Origin of the sequence: Streptomyces sp. NBC_00207, assembly GCF_045160965.1 — a bacterium.
GTDB lineage: Bacteria > Actinomycetota > Actinomycetes > Streptomycetales > Streptomycetaceae > Streptomyces.
Map to the genome: position 1 here is coordinate 6031093 of NZ_CP130715.1, position 25942 is coordinate 6057034.

Below are 25942 nucleotides of genomic sequence, written 5' to 3' on the forward strand. Positions count from 1 at the left end.
CGGTCCCCCGTGGGGGAGGTCCTGTCTCGGGGTGCCAGGCATGCTTCGGCATGCGGCCCCGAACAGCTGTCAACACTATCAGCCGACGGATGGTCAAGACCCGCCCTTTACCCGCCTGATACGAGTTCTATGCTCGCTCCATGGCAGAAATTCTGGCCCTCGTCGAAGCCCGGCTGCGCTCCGCGTTCGGAGAACCCGACGCACGCGCCGCCGTCACCTTCCTGGGCACCGACCGCATCGAGGTACTCCGTTTCGCCGAGGGCGACCTCGTGCGGTACGCGACCCTGGGGATGTCCGCACACCCGATGACCGATCCGACCGCCGTGGTCGCCGACCCCGTACGGGGCCCGCGCGCCGAGCTCGTACTGACCGTACGGGGAGGGCTCGCGGCCACCGACAAACTGCTCCGGCCGCTCGCGGTGCTGGCCGCGTCCCCGCAGGTCGAGGGGCTGATCGTGGCCGCCGGCGCCTCGCTGGACGTGGGCGGGCCGCTCTGGGACGGGGCGCCCTTCAGCTCCGTCCTCGTGGCGGAACCCGGGGGACTGGTGGAGGACCTGGTGCTCGACGAGCCCATGGATCCCGTGCAGTTCCTGCCCCTGCTGCCCATGACGGCGAACGAGGCAGCCTGGAAGCGGGTGCACGGCGCGGCCGCCCTCCAGGAACGATGGCTCGCGCGCGGAACGGACCTGCGGGATCCTTTGCGTACCGCTGTCGCACTGGACTGACGGCCCGGACGGGTGAGCGCGCCTTGACTGGCGGCCGGGCGGGGAGGAGCGTGGCTTCCTATGAGGGGTGAACCAAGTTGCCCGAAGTGCGGTGGCCGGGTCAGGGCGCCCGGACTCTTCTCCGACTCCTGGCAGTGCGCGCTGCACGGCGCTGTCCACCCCCTGCAACCCGTCATCCCGCCCAGTGTCGAAGGCCTCAGCGTTGTCGCGCACCGGTCCCGGGTTCCGGTGTGGATGCCCTGGCCGCTGCCGGTGGGGTGGCTGTTCACGGGCATCGCGTCCGCCGGTGACGACCGCAGCGGCGGCAGGGCGACGGCCGTGGCCTGTTCGGGCCCCGGTCCGCTGGGGGGCATCGGCGAGCTGGTGCTGGTCGCCGAGGAGCTGGGCGTGGGCCTCGGCACGCGGTACGCGGGGATCGACGGGCCCGACCCCGGCTCCTACATCAACGTCTCGTCACCGCCCCACACCAAGGTGGTCGCCGCGGGCCGCCCGACCCCGCTGTGGCACCTGAACGGAGCCCCCGACGACCGGGCCGTCTTCGCGGGGGAGGCGAGGGGCCTGTGGCTCTGGGCCATCGTCTGGCCGGAGCAGTCCGGCCTCCTCATGTACGACGAGCTCGTCCTCACCGATCTCCGCGACGCGGGAGCGGAGGTCGAGCTCCTTCCGTGCGGGGCCCTGAGCCCGCGCATCCTGGGCCCCGCGTAGACCGTCCGCTCCGGATCAGCAGGCCCCCGGGCCCGGTTATCCTGGAGTGCCCCCGTCCGTACGAACCCTGGAGCTCGGCTGTGCGCATCGACCTGCACGCCCACTCCACGGCCTCCGACGGTACGGACACCCCCGCCGAGCTCGTGCGCAACGCCGCCGCCGCGGGGCTCGACGTGGTCGCGCTGACCGACCACGACACCGTGGGCGGATACGGCGAGGCCCTCGCCGCCCTTCCCGCCGGACTGACCCTGGTGACCGGGGCCGAGCTGTCCTGCCGGCTCGACGGGATCGGCGTGCACATGCTCGCGTACCTCTTCGACCCCGAGGAGCCCGAGCTCGCCCGCGAACGGGAGCTCGTCAGGGACGACCGCACCCCGCGCGCCCGGACCATGGTCGGCAAGCTGCAGGCGCTCGGCGTCGACGTCACCTGGGAGCAGGTGGCCCGGATCGCCGGTGAGGGCTCGGTCGGGCGGCCGCACGTCGCCACCGCCCTGGTCGAGCTGGGCGTCGTGCCCACCGTCTCGGACGCCTTCACGCCCGACTGGCTCGCCGACGGCGGCCGCGCGTACGCGGAGAAGCACGAGCTCGACCCCTTCGACGCGATCCGCCTGGTCAAGGCGGCCGGCGGCGTCACCGTCTTCGCGCACCCCGCCGCCGTCAAGCGCGGCCGGTGCGTGCCCGAGTCCGCGATAGCCGAGCTGGCGGCCGCGGGCCTGGACGGCATCGAGGTGGACCACATGGACCACGACGCCGGCGCCCGCGCACGGCTGCGCGGCCTGGCGGCCGACCTCGGCCTGCTGACCACCGGGTCCAGCGACTACCACGGCAGCCGCAAGACCTGCCGCCTCGGGGAGTACACGACCGACCCCGAGATCTACGGCGAGATCACGCGCCGCGCGACCGGGGCCTTCCCGGTGCCCGGCGCCGGCGGACGCGAGCGCTGACCGGCCCCTCCCGGCCCGCTCCACCCGTCCCACACCTTTTCTTCGCGACACCCCTCTCTCCTGCAAGGCATCACTGTGTTTGATTTCGCCGTCTTCGGATCCCTTTTTCTCACGCTTTTTGTGATTATGGACCCTCCGGGGATCACGCCGATCTTCCTCGCCCTGACCTCCGGCCGCCCCGTCAAGGTGCAGCGCCGGATGGCCTGGCAGGCCGTCTGCGTGGCCTTCGGGGTCATCGCCGTCTTCGGCATCTGCGGCCAGCAGATCCTGGACTACCTGCACGTCTCCGTCCCGGCGCTGATGATCGCCGGTGGTCTGCTGCTCCTGCTCATTGCGCTGGACCTGCTCACCGGCAAGAACGACGAGCCGAAGCAGACCAAGGACGTGAACGTGGCCCTGGTGCCGCTGGGCATGCCGCTGCTGGCCGGTCCCGGTGCGATCGTGTCCGTCATCCTCGCCGTGCAGAAGGCGGACGGGCCCGCGGGCCAGGTCTCCGTCTGGGCCGCGATCATCGCCATGCACGTCGTGCTGTGGATCACCATGCGCTACTCGCTGGTGATCATCCGGGTCATCAAGGACGGCGGCGTCGTCCTCGTGACGCGGCTCGCGGGCATGATGCTCTCGGCGATCGCCGTCCAGCAGATCATCAACGGCGTGCTCCAGGTCGTACAGGGCTCCTGACCCGAGGGCCTGCACATGCGAACGCCCCCGCACCGGGATCGGTGCGGGGGCGCGTACGTTTTCGTGCGTGCGTCAGGAAGACGCACTCTCGGCCGGTCGGATCAGAATGCGCTGGCCGACCGATGCGGCCTGCTGCACGATCCGGTTGACGGAGGCCGCGTCCACGACGGTGCTGTCCACGGCGGATCCGTCGACGTCGTCCAGGCGCAGAATCTCGAAGCGCATGGGGCTTCTCCCTTCGTCAGTGTTTCTCCTTGCACTGGTTCAACGAAGTGTAGGCCGCAATCATTCCCTACGCTAAGGAAATTTTTCGACAGGCTAAATATCAGTCGGTGCAGGCGTCCCAGAAGGCGGCCAGCGCGGCGGCCGTGACGGCCGGATCCTCGGCGTTCGGGGAGTGCCCCGTCCCGGGGACCACCACCCGCTCGGCGCCGAGGCGCCGGGCCATCTCGTCCATCAGCGGGACCGGCCACGCATCGTCGACGGCTCCGGAGAGAACCAGCTTCGGCAGTCCGGTCCGGCTCAGCTCCGCCACCCGGTCGGGCTCGGAGATCAGCACCCGGCCCGTGACGATCAACTGCTCGGGAACGGTCGCCACCCACCGCCCGCGCAGGAACTCCGCGAGCTCGGCGGAGTCCGCGGCCGCGTCCTGCGGGTCGTAGGCCCGCATCGCCGTCCAGATGGCGGGCATGTCCCCGCCCATCGTCTCCAGCGCCGCCACCAGCAGCTTCGTACGCGCCTGCTGATCCTCGGCGATCGCGGCGGGCCCGCTGCTCAGCAGGGTGAGCGAGGCGAAGGGCGAAGGGTCGCGCAGCACCGCGGCGCGCGAGATCAGCCCGCCGAGGGAGTGGCCCACCAGGTGCACGCGGTCCGACCCCAGGGCGCGGGTCTGCGCCAGCACGTCCTGCGCCAGCTCCTCCAGGGCGTACGCCGGCTCCTCGCGCGGGCCCGGCGTCTCGTACTGGCCGCGCCCGTCGACGGCGACCACCCGGTACCCGGCGGCGGCCAGCGGCTCCAGGAGGCCGATGAAGTCCTCCTTGCTGCCCGTGAAACCGGGGACCAGCAGGGCGGTGCCGCGGACGGTCTCACCGGCTTCGTGCACGGCGAACACGCCGCGGTCGGTGGTGAGGCGGTACGCACGGGCGGCGGAGGGCAGGGTGAGGCGCGGCGGCTTGCTCATGAGCCAGAGGTTACCGGCCCGTAGATTCCCGCCGCAGCCTCCCCCGGACGACCCCACCGGGTACACCGACGGCCCCGGCCCCCTCGGAAGGGGGACGGGGCCGTCGGTGCGGTGCCCGGGTGCTTACGCCTCCGGGGCGGCCGCGACCTTGCGGGTGCGGGTGCGCTTCGGCTTCGCCGGCGCCTCCTCGGCCACGGCGGCGGCCTCGGCGACCGGAGCGGCCTCCGCGACCTTGCGCGTACGGGTGCGCTTCGGCTTGACCGGAGCCTCCTCTGCCACCACGACGGCGGCGGCCTCGGCGACCGGAGCGGCCTCGGCGACCTTGCGGGTCCGGGTGCGCTTGGGCTTGACCGGCGCCTCCTCGGCCACGGCGGTGACCTCGGCGACCGGGGTCACCGGGGCGGCGGCGACCTTGCGGGTGCGCCGCGCCTTCACCGGCTCGACGGGCGGAGCCATCTGGAAGTCCGGCTCCGGGGCCGTCTCCACGATCTTGCGCGGACGCCGTGCCCGGACGGGCGCGGGCTCGACCGGCGTGGCCATCTGGAAGTCCGGCTCCGGGGCGCTCTCCACGACCTTGCGGGTGCGGGTGCGCCGCGGCTTGGCCGGGGCCTCCTCGGCGACCGGGGTCACCGCGGCCTCGACCACGGGGGCCTCGACCACTGCGGCCGGTGCGGCCTGAGCGGTCTCGACGGCCTGCGCCGGCACCGCGGCCACGCGGGTGCGGCGGCGGCGCGGCCGGCGCGGCTCGTCGGCGGCCGGAGCCGTCGGCGCGTCCACCACGGGGGTGACGGCGGCGGCCTCGGCGCCCTCGGCGAGCTCCGCACCGCCACGGGTACGGCGGCGCTGGCGCGGCGTACGGGTGCGCGCGGGGCGCTCCTCGGTCACCACGGCGGCGGCCGGACCGGAGCGTCCGCCACGACCACCGCGGCCGCCGGTCTCGCCCAGGTCTTCCAGGTTCTCGGCCTTCAGGCCGGCCCGCGTGCGCTCGGCGCGCGGCAGGATGCCCTTGGTGCCGGCCGGGATGTTCAGCTGCTCGAACAGGTGCGGGGACGTGGAGTACGTCTCCACCGGCTCGTGGAAGTCCAGCTCCAGCGCCTTGTTGATCAGCTGCCAGCGCGGGATGTCGTCCCAGTCGACCAGGGTGACGGCGATGCCCTTGTTGCCCGCGCGGCCGGTGCGGCCCACGCGGTGCAGGAAGGTCTTCTCGTCCTCGGGCGTCTGGTAGTTGATGACGTGCGTCACGCCCTCGACGTCGATGCCGCGCGCGGCGACGTCGGTGCACACCAGCACGTCGACCTTGCCGTTGCGGAACGCGCGCAGGGCCTGCTCGCGCGCACCCTGGCCCAGGTCGCCGTGGACGGCGCCGGAGGCGAAGCCGCGCTTCTCCAGCTGCTCGGCGATGTCGGCCGCCGTGCGCTTGGTACGGCAGAAGATCATCGCCAGGCCGCGGCCTTCGGCCTGCAGGATGCGGGAGACGAGCTCCGGCTTGTCCATGTTGTGCGCACGGAAGACGTGCTGCGCGATGTTGGCGACGGTCGCGCCCTCGCCGTCCTCGGAGACGGCGCGGATGTGCGTGGGCTGCGTCATGTACCGGCGGGCCAGACCGATGACCGCGCCCGGCATGGTCGCCGAGAACAGCATGGTCTGACGCTTCACGGGCAGGTAGCCCATGATCTTCTCGACGTCGGGCAGGAAGCCCAGGTCGAGCATCTCGTCGGCCTCGTCGAGGACGAGCGCCTTGACGTGCGACAGGTCGAGCTTCTTCTGCCCGGCCAGGTCGAGCAGGCGGCCCGGGGTGCCGACGATCACGTCGACGCCCTTGTTCAGCGCCTCGACCTGGGGCTCGTACGCGCGGCCGCCGTATATGGCGAGGACGCGGACGTTGCGGACCTTGCCCGCGGTCAGGAGGTCGTTGGTGACCTGGGTGCACAGCTCGCGGGTCGGAACCACCACGAGGGCCTGCGGAGCGTTGGTCAGCTGCTCGGGCTTGGCCCGGCCTGCCTCCACGTCCGCGGGGACGACGACCCGCTCCAGCAGGGGAAGGCCGAAACCGAGCGTCTTGCCGGTTCCGGTCTTGGCCTGGCCGATGACGTCCGTGCCGGAAAGGGCGACGGGGAGGGTCATCTCCTGGATCGGGAAGGGGGACACAATGCCGACGGCCTCGAGGGCTTCGGCCGTCTCGGGAAGGATCCCGAGGTCTCGGAACGTAGTCAGGGTGCTGCCTCTTCTGTGAGACGCGGCGCGAGGCGGCGAGGGGGGTCGTACCGTGCTGTGCTTGCAGTACTGCTACGTACGAAGCTGCGCGGGACCACTAGCCTTCGCTCAGGCGCATCTGCCGCTGAGGGGGCCCCTCGTGGGAGGCGGTACGCATGAACGTACGCACCACACCGAGGGCGGTCGGTTGGAGCCGATCGGGCCACCGACCGGGCATCCTCATTCGGATGGCCCGCCGAGTGTTCGGCAGGCGCATTACCACTGTACCCCGGAATCGCGCAGGTGTGTCGGGTGAATTCACCGGGTAGACGCGTTTAGCTGGACAGGCAGTCAACCGGCGTGGTGCCTTGGAGGGCCATTCGGCGGGCTATTGTGCGGAGCATGTCGACCGTAGAAAACGCCTCGCCTTCCGACGACAGCGCCCCCGCCGAACCCGTCGGTATCGCTTCCCAGGACTGGGCGACCGCCTCTGCCTCGCCGCAGTACCGGGCCGCCGTCGTGGACCTGCTCGGCGCGCTCGCGTACGGAGAGCTCGCGGCCTTCGAGCGCCTCGCGGAGGACGCGAAGCTCGCGCCCACCCTGGACGACAAGGCCGAGCTCGCCGCGATGGCCTCCGCCGAGTTCCACCACTTCGAGCGGCTGCGGGACCGGCTCACGGCCATCGAGGTCGAGCCCACCGCCGCCATGCAGCCCTTCGCCAAGGGCGTCGACGACTTCCACCGCCAGACCGCTCCCTCGGACTGGCTGGAGGGCCTGGTCAAGGCGTACGTCGGCGACTCCATCGCCAGTGACTTCTACCGCGAGGTCGCCTCCCACCTGGACAACGACACCCGCGCGCTCGTGCTCGGCGTGCTCGACGACACCGGCCACGGCAACTTCGCCGTCGAGAAGGTGCGCGCCGCGATCGAGGCGGACCCGCGCTGCGGCGGCCGGCTTGCGCTGTGGGCCCGCCGGCTGATGGGCGAGGCCCTCTCGCAGGCCCAGCGCGTGGTCGCCGAGCGCGACGCGCTCTCGACCATGCTGGTCGGCGGCGTCGACGGAATGGCGGCGGGCTTCGACCTGGCGGCCGTCGGCGAGATGTTCACCCGGATCACCAAGGCGCACACCAAGCGGATGGCGGCCCTCGGCCTCGCCGCCTGACCGGACGCCTCCGTAACGCCCTGCAGCCCCTCACGGCTCCACGCGGCTCCATGCAACGGCCCCGGCGTGCATCGTGCGCGCCGGGGCCGGCGTACGTCTGTCAGGGGATCCCCGGCGGCGGGTCCCCGGGTGGCGGGTCCTCAGGGGTCACCCCCGTGACGGGAGTGAAAACGGAGTCCTGTGTGCGGGCCTGCGGGGCCCGGCGGCCGGACGGAGCAGCAGGGACAGCACCACCGCGGACACGAGCACCCCGCCGACGAAGGTCGCGGTCAGGGTGTTGTGCCCGGGGCCCAGCGCGAAGTGGGTGAGATACGCCCCGAACAGTGCGCCCAACACCCCGCTGACCAGCACCACTCGCGGGGACGGCAGTCGGCGTGCGAGCACTCGGGCGGCTGTTGCGGACAGGGCGAGGCCCAGCAGAGCGGAGCCGAGCACTTCCATCAGCAGCATGAGGTCTCTCCCATACGTCAGGGCAAACCGTGTCACTGCCGTCCTACCCGAAGCGGAAGAAAGGGAAACGGCCCGGTGGAATCAACCACCGGGCCGTTTGCGACAGTTCTCAGAGCGCGCCGAAGCCGACCTTGCGCACGCTCGGCTCACCCAGGTCGACGTACGACAGGCGGTCGGACGGCACCAGGACCTTGCGGCCCTTGTTGTCGGTGAGGCTCAGCAGCGGCACGTTGCCGGACAGCGCCGCGGTGACGATGCTCTCCAGCTCCTCGGCGCTCAGGTCGCTCTCCAGCACGATCTCCCGGGGTGCGTGCTGCACGCCGATCTTGACCTCCACGGCTATGTCCCTCCGACGATCCGGTTCGCGCGATCAGCCGCGCCGTACGCGGTCCACATTAGCCCGGAGAGGGGATGCGGACCGCGCAGAGCGGACACGCTGGCAGCGAACAGCGGCCCGCGACGGGCCGCGGGCCGGTCAGGCCTGGTCGGGGCTCGGCTCGGCGCCGTGCAGCGGGAAGCCGGCGATGCCGCGCCAGGCGAGCGAGGTCAGCAGACCGACCGCCGTGTCACGGGCGACCGGGCTCTCGCTGGAGAGCCAGTAGCGGGCCACGACCTGCGAGACCCCGCCCAGGCCCACGGCCAGCAGCATCGACTCGTCCCGGGACAGGCCCGTGTCCTCGGCGATGACCTCGCAGATGGCCTCGGCGCACTGCAGCGAGACGCGGTCGACGCGCTCGCGCACCGCCGGCTCGTTCGTCAGGTCGGACTCGAAGACCAGGCGGAAGGCGCCGCCCTCCTCCTCCACGTACGCGAAGTACGCGTCCATCGTCGCGGCCACGCGCAGCTTGTTGTCCGTCGTCGACGCGAGCGCGGTGCGCACGGCGAGCAGCAGGGCCTCGCAGTGCTGGTCCAGTAGCGCCAGGTACAGGTCGAGCTTGCCGGGGAAGTGCTGGTACAGCACCGGCTTGCTCACTCCGGCACGCTCGGCGATGTCGTCCATCGCCGCAGCGTGGTAGCCCTGCGCGACGAAAACCTCCTGGGCCGCGCCCAGGAGCTGGTTGCGCCGGGCTCGGCGCGGCAGTCGCGTGCCCCGCGGACGCGCTGCCTCGGTCTGCTCGATGGCTGTCACGCCGCCTCCCACTTTCTCTAAGAACACAGTGCGCTCTGCGCCGCGCCCGCCATCGTACTTTTCGGTAACCGAATCTGGAGGGTTCAAGCCGAGTTTTCTCGCGGTACGGACGGCCCGGAGGCGCTGGTCAGCGGTCGGTCGGAGGCCGGTCAGCGGTAGTCGTCCTCGTCCAGCGGCACCACCCGCGCCTGCTCGGCGGCATCGCCGTCCGCGGCCTCGCCCACATCCGCACCGGTGATCGGGTCGTCCTCGTCCGGCCGGAGACCGGCCAGCTGCTCCGCCACATCCGCCTCGGGCGCCTCAGGATCGAGGGTTTCCGGGAACGGCTCCCGGAAGGTGTCCGGCTCCGCAGGGTCGACAGTCATGCCGCTCCCCTCGCTTCCTTGCTCTCACCTATGAGCCTAGGAGGATCGAGGATGAGCCGCTATGCGGATCGGGATCCTGTTGTGTCTGTGACCGCGAACACAGGAAGTGGAACGTGATCGTCTCGTAACATTGCCCGCATGTCTTCGACCGAGCTGCCGGGCGTACGGTCCACCGCCGAGCCGTCCTCCCTGGTGGGAGCCGTCCGGGTGGCCGAGGGAGAGCAGCTGCGCACCGCCGCGCTGCCCGGGCTGGAACTGGCCGTGCGGGTGCGCCCGCCCCTGCGCACGGGCCTGCCGCCCGCGCTGTTCGTGCACGGACTGGGCGGTTCCTCGCAGAACTGGTCGGACCTCATGGCCCAGCTGGCCGACACCGTCGACGGCGAGGCCGTGGACCTGCCCGGCTTCGGCTGGTCCCCGCCGCCCGCCGACCGGAACTACTCCGTCACCGCGTTCGCCCGCGCCGTCATCCGTCACCTCGACGCCGCCGGGCGCGGCCCGGTCCACCTGTTCGGGAACTCCCTCGGCGGCGCCGTCTCCACCCGGGTCGCGGCCGTCCGGCCCGACCTCGTGCGCACCCTCACGCTGATCTCGCCCGCCCTGCCCGAACTGCGCGTGCAGAAGTCGGCCGTGCCGACCGCGCTGCTCGCCGTACCGGGGGTGGCGGGGCTCTTCAGCCGGCTGACGCGCGGACTCAGCGCCGAGCAGCGCACCCGTGGAGTGACGGAGCTCTGTTACGGAGACCCCTCCCGGGTGACGCCCGAGGGGTTCCGCAACGCCGTGGAGGAAATGGAGCGGCGGATGGCCCTGCCGTACTTCTGGGACGCGATGACCCGTTCCTCGCGCGGCATCGTCGACGCCTACACCCTCGGCGGCCAGCACGGGCTGTGGCGCCAGGCGCAGCGGGTTCTCGCGCCGTCCCTGCTGGTCTACGGTGGCCGGGACCAACTGGTCTCGTACCGTATGGCGCACAAGGCCGCCGCCGCCTTCCGGGGTTCGCGGCTGCTGACCCTGCCCGAGGCCGGGCACGTGGCGATGATGGAGTACCCCGAGGTGGTCGCCGCCGCCTTCCGGGAGCTGCTGCGCGACACCGGCACGGGCGAGGGCGGAACCGACCGAGATACCGAAGACGGCAGAGGCTGACGACCGTGGGACGACATAGTCGCAAGGCCCCGGGCACAGCCCCGGCCCCGGCTCCTGCCGAGGCCCCTGCCCCGCTCCCGCCCCGGGCGGAGCCGGCGCCGTGGCCGCACGAGGAACCGGCCGCCGCGTACTGGCCCGAGCCCACCGTGACCCACCAGGGGTACGTCTCCCAGGACGCGCCGTTCGCCGGTGCGCGGGCCGGCGGCCACCCCCAGCAGTACGAGCCCGGCGGAGCCTGGGGGGCCCGCCCCGACTCCGTGTACGGGGACTGGCACGGGGTACCGCGCCCCCGCCGCGCCACCCCCGGCGCGGCCCTCCTGGACTCCGACACCCCGGCCTTCGGCACCCCCGCGGTGGGCTTCCCGCAGGTGGTCCTGGAACCGCCGGCCCCGGCCCCGACCCGTGCCCCGGCCCCGGCCCCCGTGCCCGACCCCTTCACCTCCACCGGGTCGCACCGCCGCGTGCCCGGGCCGCGAAAACCGGTCGATCCCGTCGCGGAGCCGCCCGGCTCCGGCCGCGGCCACAAGGTCCGTACGTACACCGGCATGGCGGCCGCGGCCGTCACCACCGTCCTCGCCGTCGTCGTCGCGGGCCAGGTGCTCCCGGACGGCGACGCGGCCAAGACCGGCGCGGCGGCCGCCCCCGACGAGGGCCGGTCCGACACGGCCGCCTCCCGCTCGGACGGCCGCCCCACCCCGGAGGCCCCCGCGGCCGCGCCCGCGGCGCCCTCCGCCGCGCCCGCGCCGGAGCTGACGTACGAGCAGCAGATGGCCCAGCAGCTGCCGATGGACGCGAAGCTCGCCGGGCCCGGGAAGTTCGACACCGTGCCCGGCGTGGCCAAGGCCCCCGGCAAGGGCAAACTCGTGCGCTACCGCGTCGACGTCGAGCAGGGCCTGGGGCTGGACCCGCAGCTCTTCGCCGAGGCCGTCCAGCGCACCCTCAACGACCCGCGCAGCTGGGCCCACGGGGGCGCGATGACCTTCGAACGGGTGCCGGGCGGCGAGGCCGATTTCGTGATCACACTGGCCAGCCCCGGGACCACCGGGGTCTGGTGCGCCAAATCCGACCTCGACACCACCGTCGAGAACGTCTCCTGCGACTCCGCGTCGACCGACCGGGTCATGATCAACGCGTTCCGCTGGGCGCAGGGCTCCGCGACCTACGGCCCGGACCAGATGTTCGCCTACCGCCAGATGCTCATCAACCACGAGGTCGGCCACCGGCTCGGGCACGGGCACGTGAACTGCCAGACCCCGGGCGCGCTCGCGCCGATCATGCAGCAGCAGACGAAGTCCCTCGACATCGGCGGAATCGAGTGCAAGGCCAACCCCTGGGTGTTCCCCGGTAGTTGATATCCCGGACTGCCGCCGCGGCGGGAACCCGCGTTGACAATCCGTCCGATCATCGGCGATGGTTCTCCGCATGTCGCAGCACCACACCATGACCGCGAGCGCCGCCATTGAGCTGGCGCTGCTTGGTGTGACCGCGCACAGCGTGGCCGACATCTTCTGTCGCTGACGCCTGCCTGAAGCGCCGCGACCCTTTTCCGCAATTCGCCGCGCCCGGGTGTACGCATGCCCGCAGGCGCGGCTCTTTCGTTATCGGCGACCCCTTTTCCGGCGCCGACCGCTGCCCCTGGCGTGGCCTTTTCCTCCCTTTCTTCCTTCACGCCGAGAGGTCCTTCTCCGATGTTGCGTCAGTCCCACATATCGCGCCGCGTGGCCGCGGTCGCCGTCAGCCTCGTACTGGCCGGGGGCGCCGCCGCCTGCGGGCCCAAGGACGGCGCGGACAAGGCCGGTTCGGGCGACAAGCCGGGCGCAGCCGGGGGTGCGCCGCAGAAGGGCGGCACCCTGACCGTCCTCAACTCCGAGCCGCAGAGCGACTTCGACCCGGCCCGGCTCTACACCTCGGGCGGCGGAAACGTTCCCTCGCTGGTCTTCCGCACGCTGACCACCCGCAACCGCGAAGCCGGGGCGGCCGGCACCAAGGTCGTGCCCGACCTGGCCACCGACACCGGCAGGCCCAACGCCGACGCCACGGAGTGGACGTACACGCTCAAGGACGGACTGAAGTACGAGGACGGCACCCCGATCACCACCGCCGACATCAAGTACGGCATCGAGCGGTCCTTCGCCGGCGAGCTGTCGGGCGGCGCCCCGTACCTGCGCGACTGGCTGGTCGGCGGCGAGACGTACGAGGGCCCCTACAAGGACGGCGGCAAGGGCCTCGACTCGATCGTCGTACCCGACGCGAAGACGATCGTCTTCAAACTGCGCAAGCCCGAGGGCGAGTTCCCCTTCGTCGCCACCCAGACGCAGTTCGCGCCCGTCCCCAAGGCCAAGGACACCGGGGTCAAGTACGAGGAGCACCCCGTCTCCTCCGGCCCGTACAAGGTCGTCAAGAACGACAACGACGGCGAGCACCTCACCCTGGAGCGCAACGAGCACTGGGACGAGAAGACCGACGAGGAGCGCAAGGCCTACCCGGACAGGATCGACGTCCGCTCCGGGCTGGACTCCGCCGTCATCAACCAGCGCCTGTCCACCAGCTCCGGCCCCGACGCGGCGGCCATCACCACCGACACCAACCTCGGGCCCGCCGAGCTCGCCCAGATCGGCAGCAACAAGGAGCTCGAGGGACGCATCGGCACCGGCCACTTCGGCTACGTCAACTACCTGGCCTTCAACCCGAAGGTGGCCCCCTTCGACAACCCGAAGGTGCGCCAGGCCGTCTCCTACGCCATCAACCGCACCAGCGTGGTCAACGCCGCGGGCGGCTCCGCGCTCGCCGAGCCCGCCACCACCTTCCTGCCCGAGCGCGAGGCCTTCGGCTTCACCCCCTACGACCACTTCCCGGCGGGCAAGACCGGCGACCCGGCCAGGGCCAGGGAGCTGCTCAAGGAGGCCGGCTTCCCCGACGGCGTCACCGTCACCCTGACCCACTCCACCGCGCAGAACCGCCAGACCAGCCCCGAGGTCGCCACCGCCGTCCAGCAGGCGCTCGCCGCCGCCGGGATCACGGTCAAGCTGGAGGGCCTGGAGAACAACGCCTTCAACGAGAAGCGCTGGGACGCCAAGAACACCCCCGGCTTCTTCCTCTCCCGCTGGGGCGCCGACTGGCCGTCCGGCGGCCCCTTCCTCGCCCCGATCTTCGACGGCCGGCAGATCGTGGCCAACGGCTCCAACTACAACCACGCGCAGCTGAACGACCCGGCCGTGAACGCCGAGATCGACGAGATCGCCAAGCTCACCGACCTCGCGGCCGCCGGCAAGCGCTGGGGCGCCCTCGACAAGAAGATCGGCGAGCAGGCCCTCGACGTGCCGCTCTTCCACCCGGTCTACAAGCGGCTCGTCGGCAAGGACGTCAAGAACGTCGTGATCAGCGACTGGACGGGCGTCCTCGACATCTCGCAGGTCTCCGTCAAGTGACCGTCACCGCCGAACCGTCGGTGCCCGCGCCCGGGATCCTCACCCCGGGCGCGGGCACCGCGCGCCAGGTCGGGCGGCGCCTGCGCCGCCGCCCCGCGGCCCTCGCGGCCGCCGGCGTCCTCGCCCTGCTCGTCCTGCTCGCCCTCGCCGCGCCCCTGCTCGCCCAGCTCACCGGCCAGGACCCGAACGCGTACCACGACGACCTCGTCGACTCCGCGCGCGGCGGCGTCCCGTACGGCTCCTTCGGCGGGATCTCCGCCGACCACTGGCTCGGCGTCGAACCGGGCACCGGCCGCGACCTGTTCACCCGGCTCGTCCACGGCGCCCGGATCTCCCTGCTCGTCGCCCTCGGCGCCACCGCCGTACAGACCGCCGTCGGAGTGGCCGCCGGACTCGCCGCCGCCCTCGGCAACCGTTTCGCGGGACAGCTCATCGGCCGGTTCACCGACGTGATGATCGCCCTGCCCATGCTGGTGCTCGGCATCGCGCTCACCGCCGTCGTCCCGCCCGACTTCCCGCGGCCGCTGCTGCTGATCCTGATCATCGGACTGCTCGACTGGGGCGGCGTCGCCCGGATGGTGCGCGCCCAGACCCTCGCCCTGCGCGACCTGGACTTCGTGGACGCCGCCCGGCTCTCCGGCAACAGCACGCTGCGGATCGCCCGCCGGGAACTGCTGCCCTCGCTGGCCGCCCCCGTCATCACCCTCGCCGCGATCAAGGTCCCCACCGCCATGGTGGCCGAGGCCTCGCTGTCCTTCCTCGGGGTCGGCGTGAAACCGCCCACCCCCTCCTGGGGACAGATGCTGTCCAGCGCCCAGACCTGGTTCCGCGCCGACCCCGCCTACGTCCTGCTCCCCGCCGGGCTCCTCTTCGTCACCGTGCTCGCCTTCACCGTGCTCGGCGACGCCGTCCGCACGGCCCTCGACCCGCGCGAAGACTCCCGCCTGCGGGTCGGCACCGGAAAGGAGCGCAAGCAGTGACCCTCTTCGTGCTCAAACGGACCGGCGGCGCACTGCTCGTGCTGCTCACGCTGTCCGTCCTCGTCTACGCCCTCTTCTACCTCGCCCCCGGCGACCCCGCCCGGCTCGCCTGCGGGGAGCGCTGCAACCAGGCGCAGATCGCCCAGGTGCGCGAACAGCTCGGGCTGAACGAGTCGGCGGTCGCCCAGTACCTGCACTTCCTCCAGGGGCTGCTGGCGGGCCGGGACTACTCCGGCGGCGCCGGCCTCGTCCTGCACTGCGACGCGCCCTGTCTGGGATTCTCGTACCAGAACGACCAGCAGGTCACCGAGCTGATCCTGGAGCGGCTGCCCGCCACCCTCTCGCTCGCGCTGGGCGCACTCGTGATCTGGCTGGTGGTCGGCGTCGGCACCGGGCTGCTGTCCGCGCTGCGCCGCGGCGGCATCACCGAACGGGTGCTGACCGTCCTCACGCTCGCCGGGACCGGCACCCCCGTCTTCATCCTGGGGCTGCTGCTGCTCATGAGCGTCTGCGCCTACCTGCAGTGGCTGCCCTTCCCGACGTACGTGCCGCTGACCGAGGACCCCGAGCAGTGGGCGTGGAACCTGCTCCTGCCGTGGGTGACGCTCGGCCTCTTCGAGAGCGCCAAGTACGCGCGCCTGACGCGCAGTTCGACCCTGGAGACGCTCGCCGAGGACCACATCCGCACCTTCCGCGCCTACGGGGTGGGGGAGCGGGCCGTCGTCACCCGGCACGCGGTGCGCGGCGCCGTGGCCCCCGTGATCGCGCTCAGCGCCGTGGACTTCGGCACGATGATCGGCGGCGCCGTGCTGACCGAGTCGCTGTTCGGGATCCCCGGCCTCGGCAAGACCCTCATCGACGGGGTGCGGGTCGTGGACCTGCCCGTCGTGGTGGGCGTCGTCCTGGCCATCGGCACGGCCGTGGTCCTCGCGGGCGCGATCGCCGACCTGTTGTACGCCGCCGCGGACCGAAGGGTGACCCTCGCATGACGCAACCACTGGTGGAGGTCGACGGCCTCGTGGTCGACTTCGCGGTCGGCGGTGCGGGGAAGTACGTACGGGCCGTGGACGGGCTCTCCTTCACCCTGGACGCCGGACGCGCCCTGGGCATCGTGGGCGAATCCGGCAGCGGCAAGTCCACCGTGGCCGCGGCCCTGCTCGGACTGCACCGCGGAACGGGCGCACGACTGGCCGGGACCGTCCGGGTGGGCGGCACCGACGTGGCCGCGGCCCCGGCGGCCGAACTGCGCCGGCTGCGCGGCGGGACCGCCGCCATGGTCTTCCAGGACCCGCTGAGCTCCCTCGACCCGTACTACGCCGTCGGCGACCAGATCGCCGAGGTGTACCGGGTCCACGCGGACGTCTCCCGGCGGGCCGCCCGCGCGCGGGCCGTCGAGGTGCTGCACAGGGTCGGCATCCCGGACGCGGTACGCCGCTCCCGGGCGCGGCCGCACGAGTTCAGCGGCGGCATGCGGCAGCGGGTCCTCATCGCGATGGCGCTGGCCTGCGAGCCGCGGCTGCTGATCGCCGACGAGCCGACCACCGCGCTGGACGTCACCGTCCAGGCGCAGATCCTGGACCTGCTGCACGGGCTGCGGGAGGAGCGGGGGCTCGGGCTGCTGCTGGTCACCCACGACGTGGGGGTGGCGGCGGAGAGCGTGGAGGAGCTGCTGGTCATGCGGGGTGGTCACGCCGTGGAGCGGGGGGAGGTGGGGGCGGTGCTCTCCGCGCCCGCCGACCCCTACACCAAGGCCTTGCTGGCGGCGGTGCCGAGGCTGGACGGGCCGCGGGCCCCCCGGGCTCTGCCCGGACCCGCGCCTCAAACGCCGGCGGGGCTCAATGATCGGGGCTCCGCCCCGGACCCCGCGCCTCAAACGCCGGCGGGGCTCAATGATCGGGGCTCCGCCCCGGACCCCGCGCCTCAAACGCCGGCGGGGCTCAATGATCGGGGCTCCGCCCCGGACCCCGCGCCTCAAACGCCGGCGGGGCTGGATTTGGCGGGGCCGAAGGGCGCTGGGGAGCCCGTCGTCGAAGTGTTCGGGTTGCGGCGGGAGTTCGGGCGGGGGAAGCGGCGGGTCGTGGCCGTCGGCGGGGTGTCGCTCGCCGTGCGGGCCGGGGAGACGCTGGGGATCGTGGGGGAGAGCGGCAGCGGCAAGAGCACGCTCGGGCGGATGCTCGTCGGGCTGTTGGAGCCCACTTCCGGGCAGATCCGCCGGGACGGCGTGGAGGCCGGCGGGATCGCGGACGGCGTGCAGATGGTCTTCCAGGACCCGGTGTCCTCCCTCAACCCGCGCCGCTCCGTCGGCGAATCCATCGCCGACCCGCTGCGCGCGGCCGGCGAACGGGACGAGGCGGCCGTGCGGGCGCGGGTCGGCGAACTGCTGCTGCGCGTCGGCCTGGAGCCCGGGCACTACGACCGCTACCCGCACGAGTTCAGCGGCGGCCAGCGCCAGCGGGTCGGCATCGCCCGCGCCCTGGCGCCCCGCCCCCGGCTGATCGTCTGCGACGAGCCGGTCTCGGCCCTCGACGTGACCACGCAGGCGCAGGTCACCGCGCTGCTGGCGGAACTCCAGCGGGAGCTCGGCATCGCCCTGGTCTTCATCGCGCACGACCTGGCGGTGGTCCGGCAGGTCAGCGACCGGGTGGCCGTCATGCGGGCCGGCGAGGTCGTGGAGGAGGGACCGGTGGACGAGGTCTACGACCGCCCGGCCCACGACTACACCCGCCGGCTGCTGGCCGCCGTCCCGGCACTGGATCCCGTATTGGCCGCCGAGCGCCGCAGCTCCCGGCAGGAGGCCTTCGCCTAGGCCGTACTTCTAGCGTGCTCGAACGCGAGCCGTACGGGAAAGTTACGACTCTTCACCCCTTCCGGTGGCGCGACGGACAACCGTCCGTCGCGCCTTCGGCATATCCGCTTGAGTTCTCCCGCGGCGGGTCGCCTGACCGACGGCGACCGCCTGAACGGGAGATCGGGGGTGCCACTCGTGCGGATCGGACTGGTCACGGAAGGTGGTTATCCGTATGCGACGGGAGAGGCGAGGCTGTGGTGCGACCGGCTCGTGCGCGGGCTCCCGCAGCACGAGTTCGAGCTCTACGCCCTGAGCCGCAGCGCCGAGCAGGAACGCGCACGGGTCCCGCTGCCCGAGCACGTCACCCGCGTCCGGACGGCCCCCCTGTGGGCCCCCGCCGACGACGGACGGAGCTACTCCCGGCGCGAGCGCCGACGGTTCGGCGAGTGCTTCCGGGAGCTGGTCCACGGGATCTGCGCCGGTGCGCCCGACCCCTTCGCCTCCGGGCTGTACGGACTCGCCGAACTCGCCCGCGAACAGGGCGGGCTGTACGCGGCACTGCGCTCCGAGTCCGCGGTGCGCGCGCTGGAGTCCGCCTGCCGGGCGCCGGGCGCCAGCGGCACCGTACGGGCGGCGCAGGTGACCGACCTGCTGGAGTTCGTGGACGAACTGGAGCGGATGCTGCGGCCGTTGTCCCTCGACTGGTACGAGGATCCCGGCGGTCTCGGCGCAGCCGACATCTGCCACGCGGCGGCGGGCGGGCTGGCGGCCCTCCCGGGGCTGCTGGCCAAACGCTTCTGCGGAGTCCCGCTGCTGGTGACCGAGTACGGGGTCCAGCTCCGGGCCCACTACCTCGCCCAGCTCGACGCACGGCGCGAGCCGGCCGACCGCCCCGCCGTACGGGCCCTGCTCGGGGCCTTCCACCTGCGGCTGGCCGTCGAGATCTACGCCCGGGCCGACTTCCTCACCCCCGGGAACGCCCACGCCCGGCGCTGGCAGGAGAAGTGCGGAGCCACCCGGGAACGGCTGCGCACCGTCTACCCCGGGATGGAGGCGGACCGATTCGCCACCGTCGGCGAGGCCGTGGACTGCGGGGATCCCGACACGCTCGTGTGGGTCGGCCGGATAGAGCCCGCCAAGGACCTCATCGCCCTGCTGCACGCCTTCGCCGAGGTCCGCAGGGCCGAGCCCCACACCCGGCTGCGGATCTTCGCCACGGCCGCGGCTCCCGGCTACCTCGCCGACTGCCGCTCCCTGGCCGCCCAGCTCTTCCCCGACGAAGCCGCCGACGCGGTCACAGCCGGGGAGAACCCCGTCACCTTCGAGGAGATCGGCGGACCCGACGCGCCCTCCTCGGCCGAGGCGTACGGCGCCGGGCGCGTCGTCGTGCTGTCCTCCGTCATCGAGGGCTTCCCGGTCACCCTGGCCGAGGCGATGTTCTGCGGCCGGGCCACCGTCTCCACCGACGTGGGCGCGGTGTTCGAAGTCATCGGCGGCACCGGGCTCGTCGTCCCGCCGCGCAATCCCCGGGCGCTCGCCGACGCCTGCCTGTCGCTGCTGCGCGACCCCGAGCGGGCGCAGCGGCTGGGCGCGGCCGCCCGGGCGCGGGCCCTGGAGCTCTTCACCGTCGAGCAGAACGTGGCGGCCTTCCAGGAGATCTACCTGCGGCTGCTGGCCAAGGGCTCCGCCCGGCCGGCCGGGGAGGTCCCCTTCGCCCGGCCCCCGGAAGCGCGGGTACCGGGCCACTGGACCAGCCCCACGTGGGCCGAGCCCCTGCCGGACTCGACCCCGGAGGCCGCCGTATGACCACCGTCGACCCCCAGACCGCAGCCCCGGCCAACCCGGCTCCGCCAACGCCACCCGAGCCCTGGCCCCTCGCAGCCCCGGCAACTCCAGCCCCGCCGGCGGCACCTGAAGCCTGGCCCCTCGGAGCCTCGGCAATTCCAGCCCCGCCCACGGAACCAGAGGCCTGGCTCCTCGCAGCCCCGCCGGGGGCAAATCCAGCCCCGCCGGCGATTGAGGCGCGGGGTCCGGGGCAGAGCCCCGGCAGCGGAGCTGCAGGTGTGATGGGGTCCCCTGGTGCACGGTCCGGCGCGGCGCCGCTGCCAGGGGCGCTGCCCCCGGACCCCCGCGCCTCAAACGCCGGCGAGGCTGGATTTGCCCCCGGCGACGCTGAAAGTGCGGGCTCCCGCGCCATGAATGCCGATGAGGCCGAGTTGGCCCCCGGCGAGGCTGAGTTCGCGCCCGGCGGGGCTGGAGGCGCGGGAGGGCTGCGCGCAGCGGAGGTGGCTGCGAAGCCCGTGCGGCGGCGGGGCGGTGGGGATCCCGTCAAGGCCTTGCTGCACCGGCACCGGGAGTTGTGCGAGCGGGCCGTGGACCCGCTGGAGATCGCCGCCGGGCTGGAAGCCCACGGCATCACCGACCGCACCGCCGCCCGCTTCCGCCACCGCGACGTCTTCTCGCTCGCCGAGGAGCTGTACGCCCGGAGCCCGCGCGGGGAGCACCCCGGCGCCCGGCCCGGCCGGGCCCCCGCAGGGGCTTCCGCCGGGGCCCGCGCCTACCGGGGCTACGGCTACGCACTCCTGCCCGGGGCCCTCGCGTTCGGCGCGGCCGCCGCCGGGCAGGCATGGGCCGGGCCCGTCGCCGTGGCCGTCACCGTCGCCGCCCTGGTGTGGCCGGGGCGGACCGCCGGGGGCCGGTTCCCCTACGCCGCGCACCTGCTGGCCGCGGCCCTCGTGGCCTGGGCCGCGCACCGGCACGGCGCCGCCCTCGCCGTCGCCCTCGCGCTGGCCGTCGCCCCCGGGCACCTGCTCGCCGCCGCGTTCGCCGCGGGGGGCCGGGCCCGGCTCGGCGGGAGCCGCGCCCTGGAGGACTTCGCGGACCGGGCCCGGCCCCTGCTCGTCGCGGCCGTCGCCGTGTTCACCGCGGCCGCCGCGGGGGCGGCCGCGCTCGCCGGCACCCCACTGCGGGTGGCGGTGCCGCTCGCCCTGCTGCTGTTCCTGACCCGGCTCCTGCTCCGGCACGGCGCCCACCGCGGTCCCGTCGGAGCCGCACTCGCCCTCGCCCTGATCCCGGTCCCGCCGGCGGCACTCGCCGCCGCGGCCGGACTCCTCGTACACGCCGTCCTCGCCCTGTCCCGTGCATCCGCGCATGCGCGGCTCTGACGGCGCGGGGACGACCACCGACCTCCGGAGCCGACGCCGAGGCGCTTTACCCGTACCCCGCCCCATCCATCCACCCGTCCGCAAGGAGAAACAGACATGACCGGCCAGCCAACCAACCAAGGGGTCACGCGATGAGGGTGCTGCTGATCGGAGCCAACGGATACCTCGGCCGCTACGTCGCCGACCGGCTGCTCGCCGACCCCGCCGTCCAGCTCACCGCGCTCGGCCGCGGCGACGACGCCGACGTCCGCTTCGACCTCGCCACCGGCAGCCCCGGCGCGCTCACCCGCTTCCTGGACGCCGTCCACCCCGGCGTCGTCATCAACTGTGCCGGCGCCACCCGGGGCGGGGCCCGGGAGCTCACCCGGCACAACACCGTCGCCGTCGCCACGATCTGCGAGTCGCTGCGCCGCAGCGGCTGCGGGGCGCGCCTCGTCCAGCTCGGCTGCGCCGCCGAGTACGGGCCCAGCCAGCCCGGGTCCTCGACGGCCGAGGACGCCGTGCCGAGACCCGGCGGGCCGTACGGCGTCAGCAAACTGGCCGCCACCGAGCTCGTGCTCGGCTCCGGGCTGGACGCCGTCGTCCTGCGGATCTTCTCGCCCGTCGGCCCCGGCACCCCCGCCGGATCCCCCCTCGGCCGGCTCGCCGAGGCCATGCGCCGCGCGATGCAGTCGGGCGACGGCGAGCTGAAGCTCAGCGGGCTCGGCGTGCAGCGCGACTTCGTCGACGTACGGGACGTGGCGCGGGCCGTGCACGCCGCCTCCCTGTCCGCCGCCCAGGGCGTCGTCAACATCGGCACCGGCCGGGCGGTCCGGCTGCGGGACGCGGCCGCCGTCCTGGCCCGGGTCGCCGGGTACGGAGGCGCCCTGCACGAGCTGGACGTCCCGCACGGCGGATCCCCGCAGGGGCACCCGCATCCCGGCCGCCCGGCCGGGCTCGCCTCCATCGGATCCCCCCGCTCCGAGGCCACCGCGGAGCAGCTCTCGGCCGCTGCCCCCCAGCCGTACCCGTACCCCGACGGCTGCGGGGCCTGGCAGCAGGCGGACGTCCGTACCGCCCGAGACCGGCTCGGCTGGCGGCCCCGGATCAATCTGGAGGAATCCCTCGCGGACATCTGGATGGAGGCGGCGTGCCGCATCTGACCACGCCGCCAGGGGCGATGACCGCCGCCGCGACCGAGGCCGGCCGCCTCGGCCTCGGCATCCCCGGCTACGCGCACCCGCTGCTCGCGCCGGTCGAGTGGGCCGAGCTGACCCGCCCCGGCACCCCGCTGCACTGGGCCGTCCTCAACGTCACGGACGGTCCCGGCGGGCGGCCCGACCCGCACTGCACGGACGCGGCGGCGAAGCTGCGCGGCGCGGGCGGCACGGTCCTCGGTCATCTCGCGATGCGAGACGGATCGCGGTCCTTCGGGGAGCTGATCTCCGACGCCCACCGCTTCCGCGACTGGTACGGGGTCGGCGGTTTCTACCTGGCCGAGGCCCCGGCCGACAAGGCGGATCTGCCCTCGGTGTCCCGGGTCGTCGATTCCCTGCGGGGGCTCGGGGCGGACCTGCGGATCGTGCTCGGGCACGGCACGCACCCGTACGAGGGCTATGCGGAGGCCGCCGACCAGCTGGTCACCTTCTCCGGGGCCTGGGCCGACTACCGGTGGTCGCAGGTGGCGGAGTGGACAGCGGACCATCCGGCGGAGCGGTTCTGCCACCTGGTCCACGGGGTGCCGCGCACGCACCTGGAGGAGGCGATGCGGATCGCCCGCTGGCAGGGCGCGGGCACGATCTGGTTCACGGACCGGCGGGCCGTCGGCGACCGTGACCCGTGGGCTTCGATGCCCGGGTACTGGGACGAAATCGTCTCACGAATTGGGACAGGTGTCTTGGAATGAAGACGGGCGTGGCAGTGTTACGGAGAGAACCACCGTTAAGACGTAACCATCTACGGAGTCCCCGTGTCGCTGCCACCCCTGGTCGAGCCAGCTGCTGAGCTCACCGTTGACGAGGTCCGTCGGTACTCCCGCCACCTGATCATCCCGGACGTCGGGATGGACGGCCAGAAGCGCCTGAAGAACGCCAAGGTGCTGGCCGTGGGCGCGGGCGGCCTCGGCTCGCCCGCCCTCATGTACCTGGCCGCGGCCGGCGTCGGCACGCTGGGCATCGTGGAGTTCGACGAGGTCGACGAATCGAACCTGCAGCGCCAGATCATCCACAGCCAGGCGGACATCGGCCGTTCCAAGGCCGAGTCGGCCCGCGACAGCGTGCTGGGCATCAACCCGTACGTGAACGTGGTCCTGCACGAAGAGCGGCTCGAAGCCGAGAACGTGATGGAGATCTTCAGCCAGTACGACCTCATCGTCGACGGCACGGACAACTTCGCCACGCGCTACCTCGTCAACGACGCCTGCGTGCTGCTGAACAAGCCGTACGTGTGGGGCTCGATCTACCGCTTCGACGGCCAGGCCTCGGTCTTCTGGTCCGAGCACGGCCCGTGCTACCGCTGCCTCTACCCGGAGCCGCCCCCGCCGGGCATGGTCCCGAGCTGCGCCGAGGGCGGCGTGCTGGGCGTGCTCTGCGCGTCCATCGGGTCCATCCAGGTCACCGAGGCCATCAAGGTCCTCACCGGCGTCGGCGAGCCGCTGGTCGGCCGTCTGATGATCTACGACGCCCTGGAGATGCAGTACCGCCAGGTCAAGGTCCGCAAGGACCCCGACTGCGCGGTCTGCGGTCCGAACGCGACCGTCACCGAGCTCATCGACTACGAGGCCTTCTGCGGCGTCGTGTCGGAGGAGGCCCAGGAGGCCGCGCTCGGTTCGACGATCACTCCCAAGCAGCTCAAGGAGTGGATCGACAACGACGAGCCCATCGAGATCATCGACGTCCGCGAGATCAACGAGTACGAGATCGTCTCGATCCCCGGCGCGAAGCTGATCCCCAAGGGCGAGTTCCTGATGGGCACGGCCCTCCAGGACCTGCCGCAGGACAAGCGCATCGTCTTGCACTGCAAGACGGGTGTCCGTAGTGCGGAAGTCCTCGCGGTCCTGAAGTCCGCGGGCTTCGCGGACGCGGTGCACGTCGGCGGCGGCGTCATCGGCTGGGTCCACCAGATCGAGCCCGAGAAGCCGGTCTACTAGCAGTCACCCGGAGGGGCCGTACCGCGCGCGTCGCCCGGTACGGCCCCTCCGGCGTTCTCCGGCTCAGGCGCCCGCCGGATCCTCCGGCGCGACGGGCGTCCCCGTGGCGTCCGGGCTCGCGGTGCAGACGGTGCCCGTCTTCGGCGTCTTCCCGTCCAGCAGGTACGTGTTGACGGCCTCCTGCACGCAGGGGTCGCCGCTGTTGTACGCGCCGTGCCCCTCGCCCTTGTACGTGAGCTCCACGCCCACGCCGGGGCCGAGCCGCTCCACCATCTTGCGGGCGCCCTCGTACGGGGTGGCCGGGTCGCCGGTGTTGCCGATGACCAGGATCGGGGCGGAGCCGGGGGCGGAGACGTCCGGGGTCTCCCAGGTGCCGGGCACCGGCCAGCCGGTGCACGTCATCATGGCCCAGCCGAGGAAGTCCCCGAAGACGGGCGAGGCCGAACGGAACTCCGCCAGCTTGGCCTTGGTCTCCTCCAGGCTGTAACGGTCCTTGGAGTCCACACAGTTGATGGCGGTGTTCGCGGCGCCGATGTTGCTGTAACGCCCTTGCTGGTCACGGCCGTTGAGTGCATCGGACAGGGCCATCAGCAGCTGCCCCTGCCCGCCCTCCGCCTCGTCGAGGCCCTGCTCCAGCAGCGGCCACAGCTCCTTGGAGTACAGGGCCTGCGCGATGCCGTTGGTGGCGGCGCTCTCGGTGAGCTGCCGGTCCCCGATGCCCGGGATGGGCTTCGCGGCCAGCTCCTTCTGGAGCTTGATGATGTTGGCCTCGATCTCCTTGGGCGTGCTGCCCTGGAGCCGGCACTCGTCGCCGCGGTCCACGCAGTCCTGGGCGAAGTTGTCGAGGGCGAGCTGGAAGCCCTTGGCCTGGCCCATCGCCCCTTCCTCGGAGTTCTTGGTCGGGTCCACGACGGCGTCGAAGACGGCCCGGCCGACGTTCTTGGGGAAGAGGTGGGCGTAGACCCCGCCGAGCTCGGTGCCGTAGGAGACGCCGAAGTAGTTCAGCTTCTCGTCGCCGAGGGCCTGGCGGATGCGGTCCAGGTCGCGGGCGGCGTCCGGGGTGCCGACGCGGGGGAGGAGCTTGCCGGACTTGTCCTTGCAGGCCTGCTGGTACTTCTTGATGTTGTCGACGTAGGTCTTCTCCTCCTGCGGGGAATCCGGGGAGGAGTCCTGCGCGTAGTACACGTCCAGCTGCTTGTCGTCCTCGCAGTGGACGGGAGCGCTCGCGCCCACCCCGCGGGGGTCGAAGCTGACCAGGTCGTACCGGGCGCGCAGGGCCTCGTACTCCTTGGCGGCGCCGGGGAGGGTCGCGACGCCGGAGCCGCCGGGGCCGCCGAAGTTGAAGACCAGGGAGCCGAGACGATTCTTCTGGTCGCGGGCCTTGGCGCGGATCAGGGCGATCGGGATCGTCTCGCCGCCCGGGTCGGCGTAGTCGAGGGGGACGTCGAGAGTGGCGCACTGCCAGTCCTTGGGCGGGACCGGACCGCTGCCCTGCGCGGGGGTGGGGGCTTCGCAGTCACCCCACTTGAGGGGCTTGGCCGGCTGCGTGCCGTCGGCCTTCGGCTGCTTCCCCCCGCCGTCGTCGGAGCACGCGGCCGTGGAGAGCAGTGTGGCGGCGAGTGCGGCGGCGGCGGTGACCCGCCAGGCGTTTCTCGGCATGCCTCCATCCTGTGCGCCCTCCGCCACCCCCGCCCCCGCGCTGACCCAAACGGGTCCCCACCGCTCCGGCTGCGCCGCGCACATCCAGCCCCGCCGGCGTTTGAGGCGATCTTTCAGCCCCTC

The 25942-nt window shown here is 72.8% G+C and carries 25 protein-coding genes; 17 read left to right on the plus strand and 8 right to left on the minus strand.

The features are described 5' to 3' along the window. Window positions 1-140: 140 nt before the first annotated feature. The 4 genes from OG472_RS28690 (at window position 141) to OG472_RS28705 (ending at window position 3055) form a co-directional block, all read left to right on the plus strand. Window positions 141-725, plus strand: coding sequence for a suppressor of fused domain protein (locus OG472_RS28690; RefSeq protein ID WP_401606748.1), 585 nt, complete (start codon window positions 141-143; stop codon window positions 723-725). 60 nt (window positions 726-785) lie between these two features. Next, a complete protein-coding gene (locus tag OG472_RS28695) occupies window positions 786-1430 on the plus strand; it encodes a DUF6758 family protein (protein ID WP_401606747.1) in 645 nt (214 codons plus the stop codon). Between the two features lie 80 nt (window positions 1431-1510). Then, window positions 1511-2374, plus strand: coding sequence for a PHP domain-containing protein (locus OG472_RS28700; protein WP_401606744.1), 864 nt, complete (start codon window positions 1511-1513; stop codon window positions 2372-2374). Window positions 2375-2449: 75 nt separating this feature from the next. Continuing rightward, complete coding sequence (locus OG472_RS28705) at window positions 2450-3055, plus strand: MarC family protein (RefSeq protein WP_319724802.1); 606 nt, start codon at window positions 2450-2452, stop codon at window positions 3053-3055. 72 nt (window positions 3056-3127) lie between these two features. Here OG472_RS28705 and OG472_RS28710 read toward each other — a convergent pair whose 3' ends face one another. The 3 genes from OG472_RS28710 to OG472_RS28720 all read right to left on the minus strand — a co-directional run bounded on the left by OG472_RS28710 (window position 3128) and on the right by OG472_RS28720 (window position 6359). Further along, window positions 3128-3280: a hypothetical protein gene (locus OG472_RS28710; protein WP_099889616.1), complete on the minus strand. Its 153-nt coding sequence runs from the start codon at window positions 3278-3280 to the stop codon at window positions 3128-3130. Between the two features lie 100 nt (window positions 3281-3380). After that, complete coding sequence (locus OG472_RS28715) at window positions 3381-4235, minus strand: alpha/beta fold hydrolase (RefSeq protein WP_405831874.1); 855 nt, start codon at window positions 4233-4235, stop codon at window positions 3381-3383. A gap of 123 nt (window positions 4236-4358) precedes the next feature. Beyond that, the gene (locus OG472_RS28720) at window positions 4359-6359 is read right to left on the minus strand and encodes a DEAD/DEAH box helicase (RefSeq protein ID WP_405831875.1); all 2001 of its coding nucleotides are present in this window, start codon (window positions 6357-6359) and stop codon (window positions 4359-4361) included. Window positions 6360-6830: 471 nt separating this feature from the next. Between OG472_RS28720 and OG472_RS28725 the strand changes: the two genes are divergently transcribed. Next, window positions 6831-7589: a ferritin-like fold-containing protein gene (locus tag OG472_RS28725; RefSeq protein WP_401606736.1), complete on the plus strand. Its 759-nt coding sequence runs from the start codon at window positions 6831-6833 to the stop codon at window positions 7587-7589. 147 nt (window positions 7590-7736) lie between these two features. Here OG472_RS28725 and OG472_RS28730 read toward each other — a convergent pair whose 3' ends face one another. The 4 genes from OG472_RS28730 to OG472_RS28745 all read right to left on the minus strand — a co-directional run bounded on the left by OG472_RS28730 (window position 7737) and on the right by OG472_RS28745 (window position 9533). After that, complete coding sequence (locus tag OG472_RS28730) at window positions 7737-8039, minus strand: hypothetical protein (RefSeq protein ID WP_401606734.1); 303 nt, start codon at window positions 8037-8039, stop codon at window positions 7737-7739. Window positions 8040-8148: 109 nt separating this feature from the next. Further along, window positions 8149-8376, minus strand: a complete 228-nt coding sequence (locus OG472_RS28735; RefSeq protein WP_365474907.1) for a DUF3107 domain-containing protein — start codon at window positions 8374-8376, stop codon at window positions 8149-8151. A gap of 138 nt (window positions 8377-8514) precedes the next feature. Next, a complete protein-coding gene (locus tag OG472_RS28740; protein ID WP_383562639.1) occupies window positions 8515-9168 on the minus strand; it encodes a TetR family transcriptional regulator in 654 nt (217 codons plus the stop codon). 149 nt (window positions 9169-9317) lie between these two features. Beyond that, on the minus strand, window positions 9318-9533 hold the full coding sequence (locus OG472_RS28745) for a hypothetical protein (protein WP_319724817.1): 216 nt from the start codon (window positions 9531-9533) through the stop codon (window positions 9318-9320). Between the two features lie 138 nt (window positions 9534-9671). On the opposite strand from OG472_RS28745, the gene OG472_RS28750 reads away from it, so the two are divergent. The 12 genes from OG472_RS28750 to moeZ all read left to right on the plus strand — a co-directional run bounded on the left by OG472_RS28750 (window position 9672) and on the right by moeZ (window position 24160). Next, window positions 9672-10673, plus strand: a complete 1002-nt coding sequence (locus tag OG472_RS28750) for an alpha/beta fold hydrolase (RefSeq protein WP_401606732.1) — start codon at window positions 9672-9674, stop codon at window positions 10671-10673. 5 nt (window positions 10674-10678) lie between these two features. Continuing rightward, the gene (locus OG472_RS28755; protein ID WP_405831878.1) at window positions 10679-12025 is read left to right on the plus strand and encodes a DUF3152 domain-containing protein; all 1347 of its coding nucleotides are present in this window, start codon (window positions 10679-10681) and stop codon (window positions 12023-12025) included. Between the two features lie 70 nt (window positions 12026-12095). Next, complete coding sequence (locus OG472_RS28760) at window positions 12096-12191, plus strand: Ms4533A family Cys-rich leader peptide (RefSeq protein WP_319729120.1); 96 nt, start codon at window positions 12096-12098, stop codon at window positions 12189-12191. Between the two features lie 170 nt (window positions 12192-12361). Beyond that, complete coding sequence (locus tag OG472_RS28765) at window positions 12362-14101, plus strand: ABC transporter substrate-binding protein (protein ID WP_405831880.1); 1740 nt, start codon at window positions 12362-12364, stop codon at window positions 14099-14101. Next, the gene (locus OG472_RS28770) at window positions 14098-15081 is read left to right on the plus strand and encodes an ABC transporter permease (RefSeq protein WP_405831882.1); all 984 of its coding nucleotides are present in this window, start codon (window positions 14098-14100) and stop codon (window positions 15079-15081) included. The genes OG472_RS28765 and OG472_RS28770 overlap by 4 nt, the downstream gene beginning before the upstream one ends. Then, the gene (locus OG472_RS28775; RefSeq protein WP_405831884.1) at window positions 15078-16070 is read left to right on the plus strand and encodes an ABC transporter permease; all 993 of its coding nucleotides are present in this window, start codon (window positions 15078-15080) and stop codon (window positions 16068-16070) included. Before OG472_RS28770 ends, OG472_RS28775 begins: the two co-directional genes overlap by 4 nt. Continuing rightward, entirely contained in the window at window positions 16067-17887 is a 1821-nt protein-coding gene (locus OG472_RS28780; RefSeq protein ID WP_405942207.1) for a dipeptide ABC transporter ATP-binding protein, read from the plus strand. Before OG472_RS28775 ends, OG472_RS28780 begins: the two co-directional genes overlap by 4 nt. Before the next feature lie 177 nt (window positions 17888-18064). Further along, complete coding sequence (locus OG472_RS28785; RefSeq protein ID WP_405831888.1) at window positions 18065-19675, plus strand: DUF3492 domain-containing protein; 1611 nt, start codon at window positions 18065-18067, stop codon at window positions 19673-19675. Between the two features lie 389 nt (window positions 19676-20064). Then, a complete protein-coding gene (locus tag OG472_RS28790; RefSeq protein ID WP_405831890.1) occupies window positions 20065-21033 on the plus strand; it encodes a hypothetical protein in 969 nt (322 codons plus the stop codon). 131 nt (window positions 21034-21164) lie between these two features. Then, entirely contained in the window at window positions 21165-22175 is a 1011-nt protein-coding gene (locus OG472_RS28795; protein WP_327416196.1) for an NAD-dependent epimerase/dehydratase, read from the plus strand. Next, window positions 22163-22918, plus strand: a complete 756-nt coding sequence (locus OG472_RS28800; RefSeq protein ID WP_401606718.1) for a spherulation-specific family 4 protein — start codon at window positions 22163-22165, stop codon at window positions 22916-22918. Before OG472_RS28795 ends, OG472_RS28800 begins: the two co-directional genes overlap by 13 nt. Window positions 22919-22981: 63 nt before the next feature. Further along, entirely contained in the window at window positions 22982-24160 is a 1179-nt protein-coding gene (gene moeZ, locus OG472_RS28805) for an adenylyltransferase/sulfurtransferase MoeZ (RefSeq protein WP_030709977.1), read from the plus strand. A 63-nt stretch (window positions 24161-24223) separates the two neighbouring features. Here moeZ and OG472_RS28810 read toward each other — a convergent pair whose 3' ends face one another. Next, window positions 24224-25819, minus strand: a complete 1596-nt coding sequence (locus tag OG472_RS28810; protein ID WP_401606716.1) for an alpha/beta hydrolase — start codon at window positions 25817-25819, stop codon at window positions 24224-24226. Window positions 25820-25942: the final 123 nt, after the last annotated feature.

Coding starts and splice junctions, on each gene's coding strand:
- OG472_RS28810 (WP_401606716.1), bottom strand. CDS start 25,819: ATGCCGAGAAACGCCTGGCGGGTCACCGCCGCCGCCGCACTCGCCGCC.
- OG472_RS28780 (WP_405942207.1), top strand. CDS start 16,067: ATGACGCAACCACTGGTGGAGGTCGACGGCCTCGTGGTCGACTTCGCG.
- OG472_RS28760 (WP_319729120.1), top strand. CDS start 12,096: ATGTCGCAGCACCACACCATGACCGCGAGCGCCGCCATTGAGCTGGCG.
- OG472_RS28745 (WP_319724817.1), bottom strand. CDS start 9,533: ATGACTGTCGACCCTGCGGAGCCGGACACCTTCCGGGAGCCGTTCCCG.
- OG472_RS28710 (WP_099889616.1), bottom strand. CDS start 3,280: ATGCGCTTCGAGATTCTGCGCCTGGACGACGTCGACGGATCCGCCGTG.
- OG472_RS28725 (WP_401606736.1), top strand. CDS start 6,831: ATGTCGACCGTAGAAAACGCCTCGCCTTCCGACGACAGCGCCCCCGCC.
- OG472_RS28715 (WP_405831874.1), bottom strand. CDS start 4,235: ATGAGCAAGCCGCCGCGCCTCACCCTGCCCTCCGCCGCCCGTGCGTAC.
- OG472_RS28695 (WP_401606747.1), top strand. CDS start 786: ATGAGGGGTGAACCAAGTTGCCCGAAGTGCGGTGGCCGGGTCAGGGCG.
- OG472_RS28720 (WP_405831875.1), bottom strand. CDS start 6,359: ATGACCCTCCCCGTCGCCCTTTCCGGCACGGACGTCATCGGCCAGGCC.
- OG472_RS28730 (WP_401606734.1), bottom strand. CDS start 8,039: ATGCTGCTGATGGAAGTGCTCGGCTCCGCTCTGCTGGGCCTCGCCCTG.
- OG472_RS28690 (WP_401606748.1), top strand. CDS start 141: ATGGCAGAAATTCTGGCCCTCGTCGAAGCCCGGCTGCGCTCCGCGTTC.
- OG472_RS28795 (WP_327416196.1), top strand. CDS start 21,165: ATGAGGGTGCTGCTGATCGGAGCCAACGGATACCTCGGCCGCTACGTC.
- OG472_RS28790 (WP_405831890.1), top strand. CDS start 20,065: ATGAATGCCGATGAGGCCGAGTTGGCCCCCGGCGAGGCTGAGTTCGCG.
- OG472_RS28750 (WP_401606732.1), top strand. CDS start 9,672: ATGTCTTCGACCGAGCTGCCGGGCGTACGGTCCACCGCCGAGCCGTCC.
- OG472_RS28765 (WP_405831880.1), top strand. CDS start 12,362: ATGTTGCGTCAGTCCCACATATCGCGCCGCGTGGCCGCGGTCGCCGTC.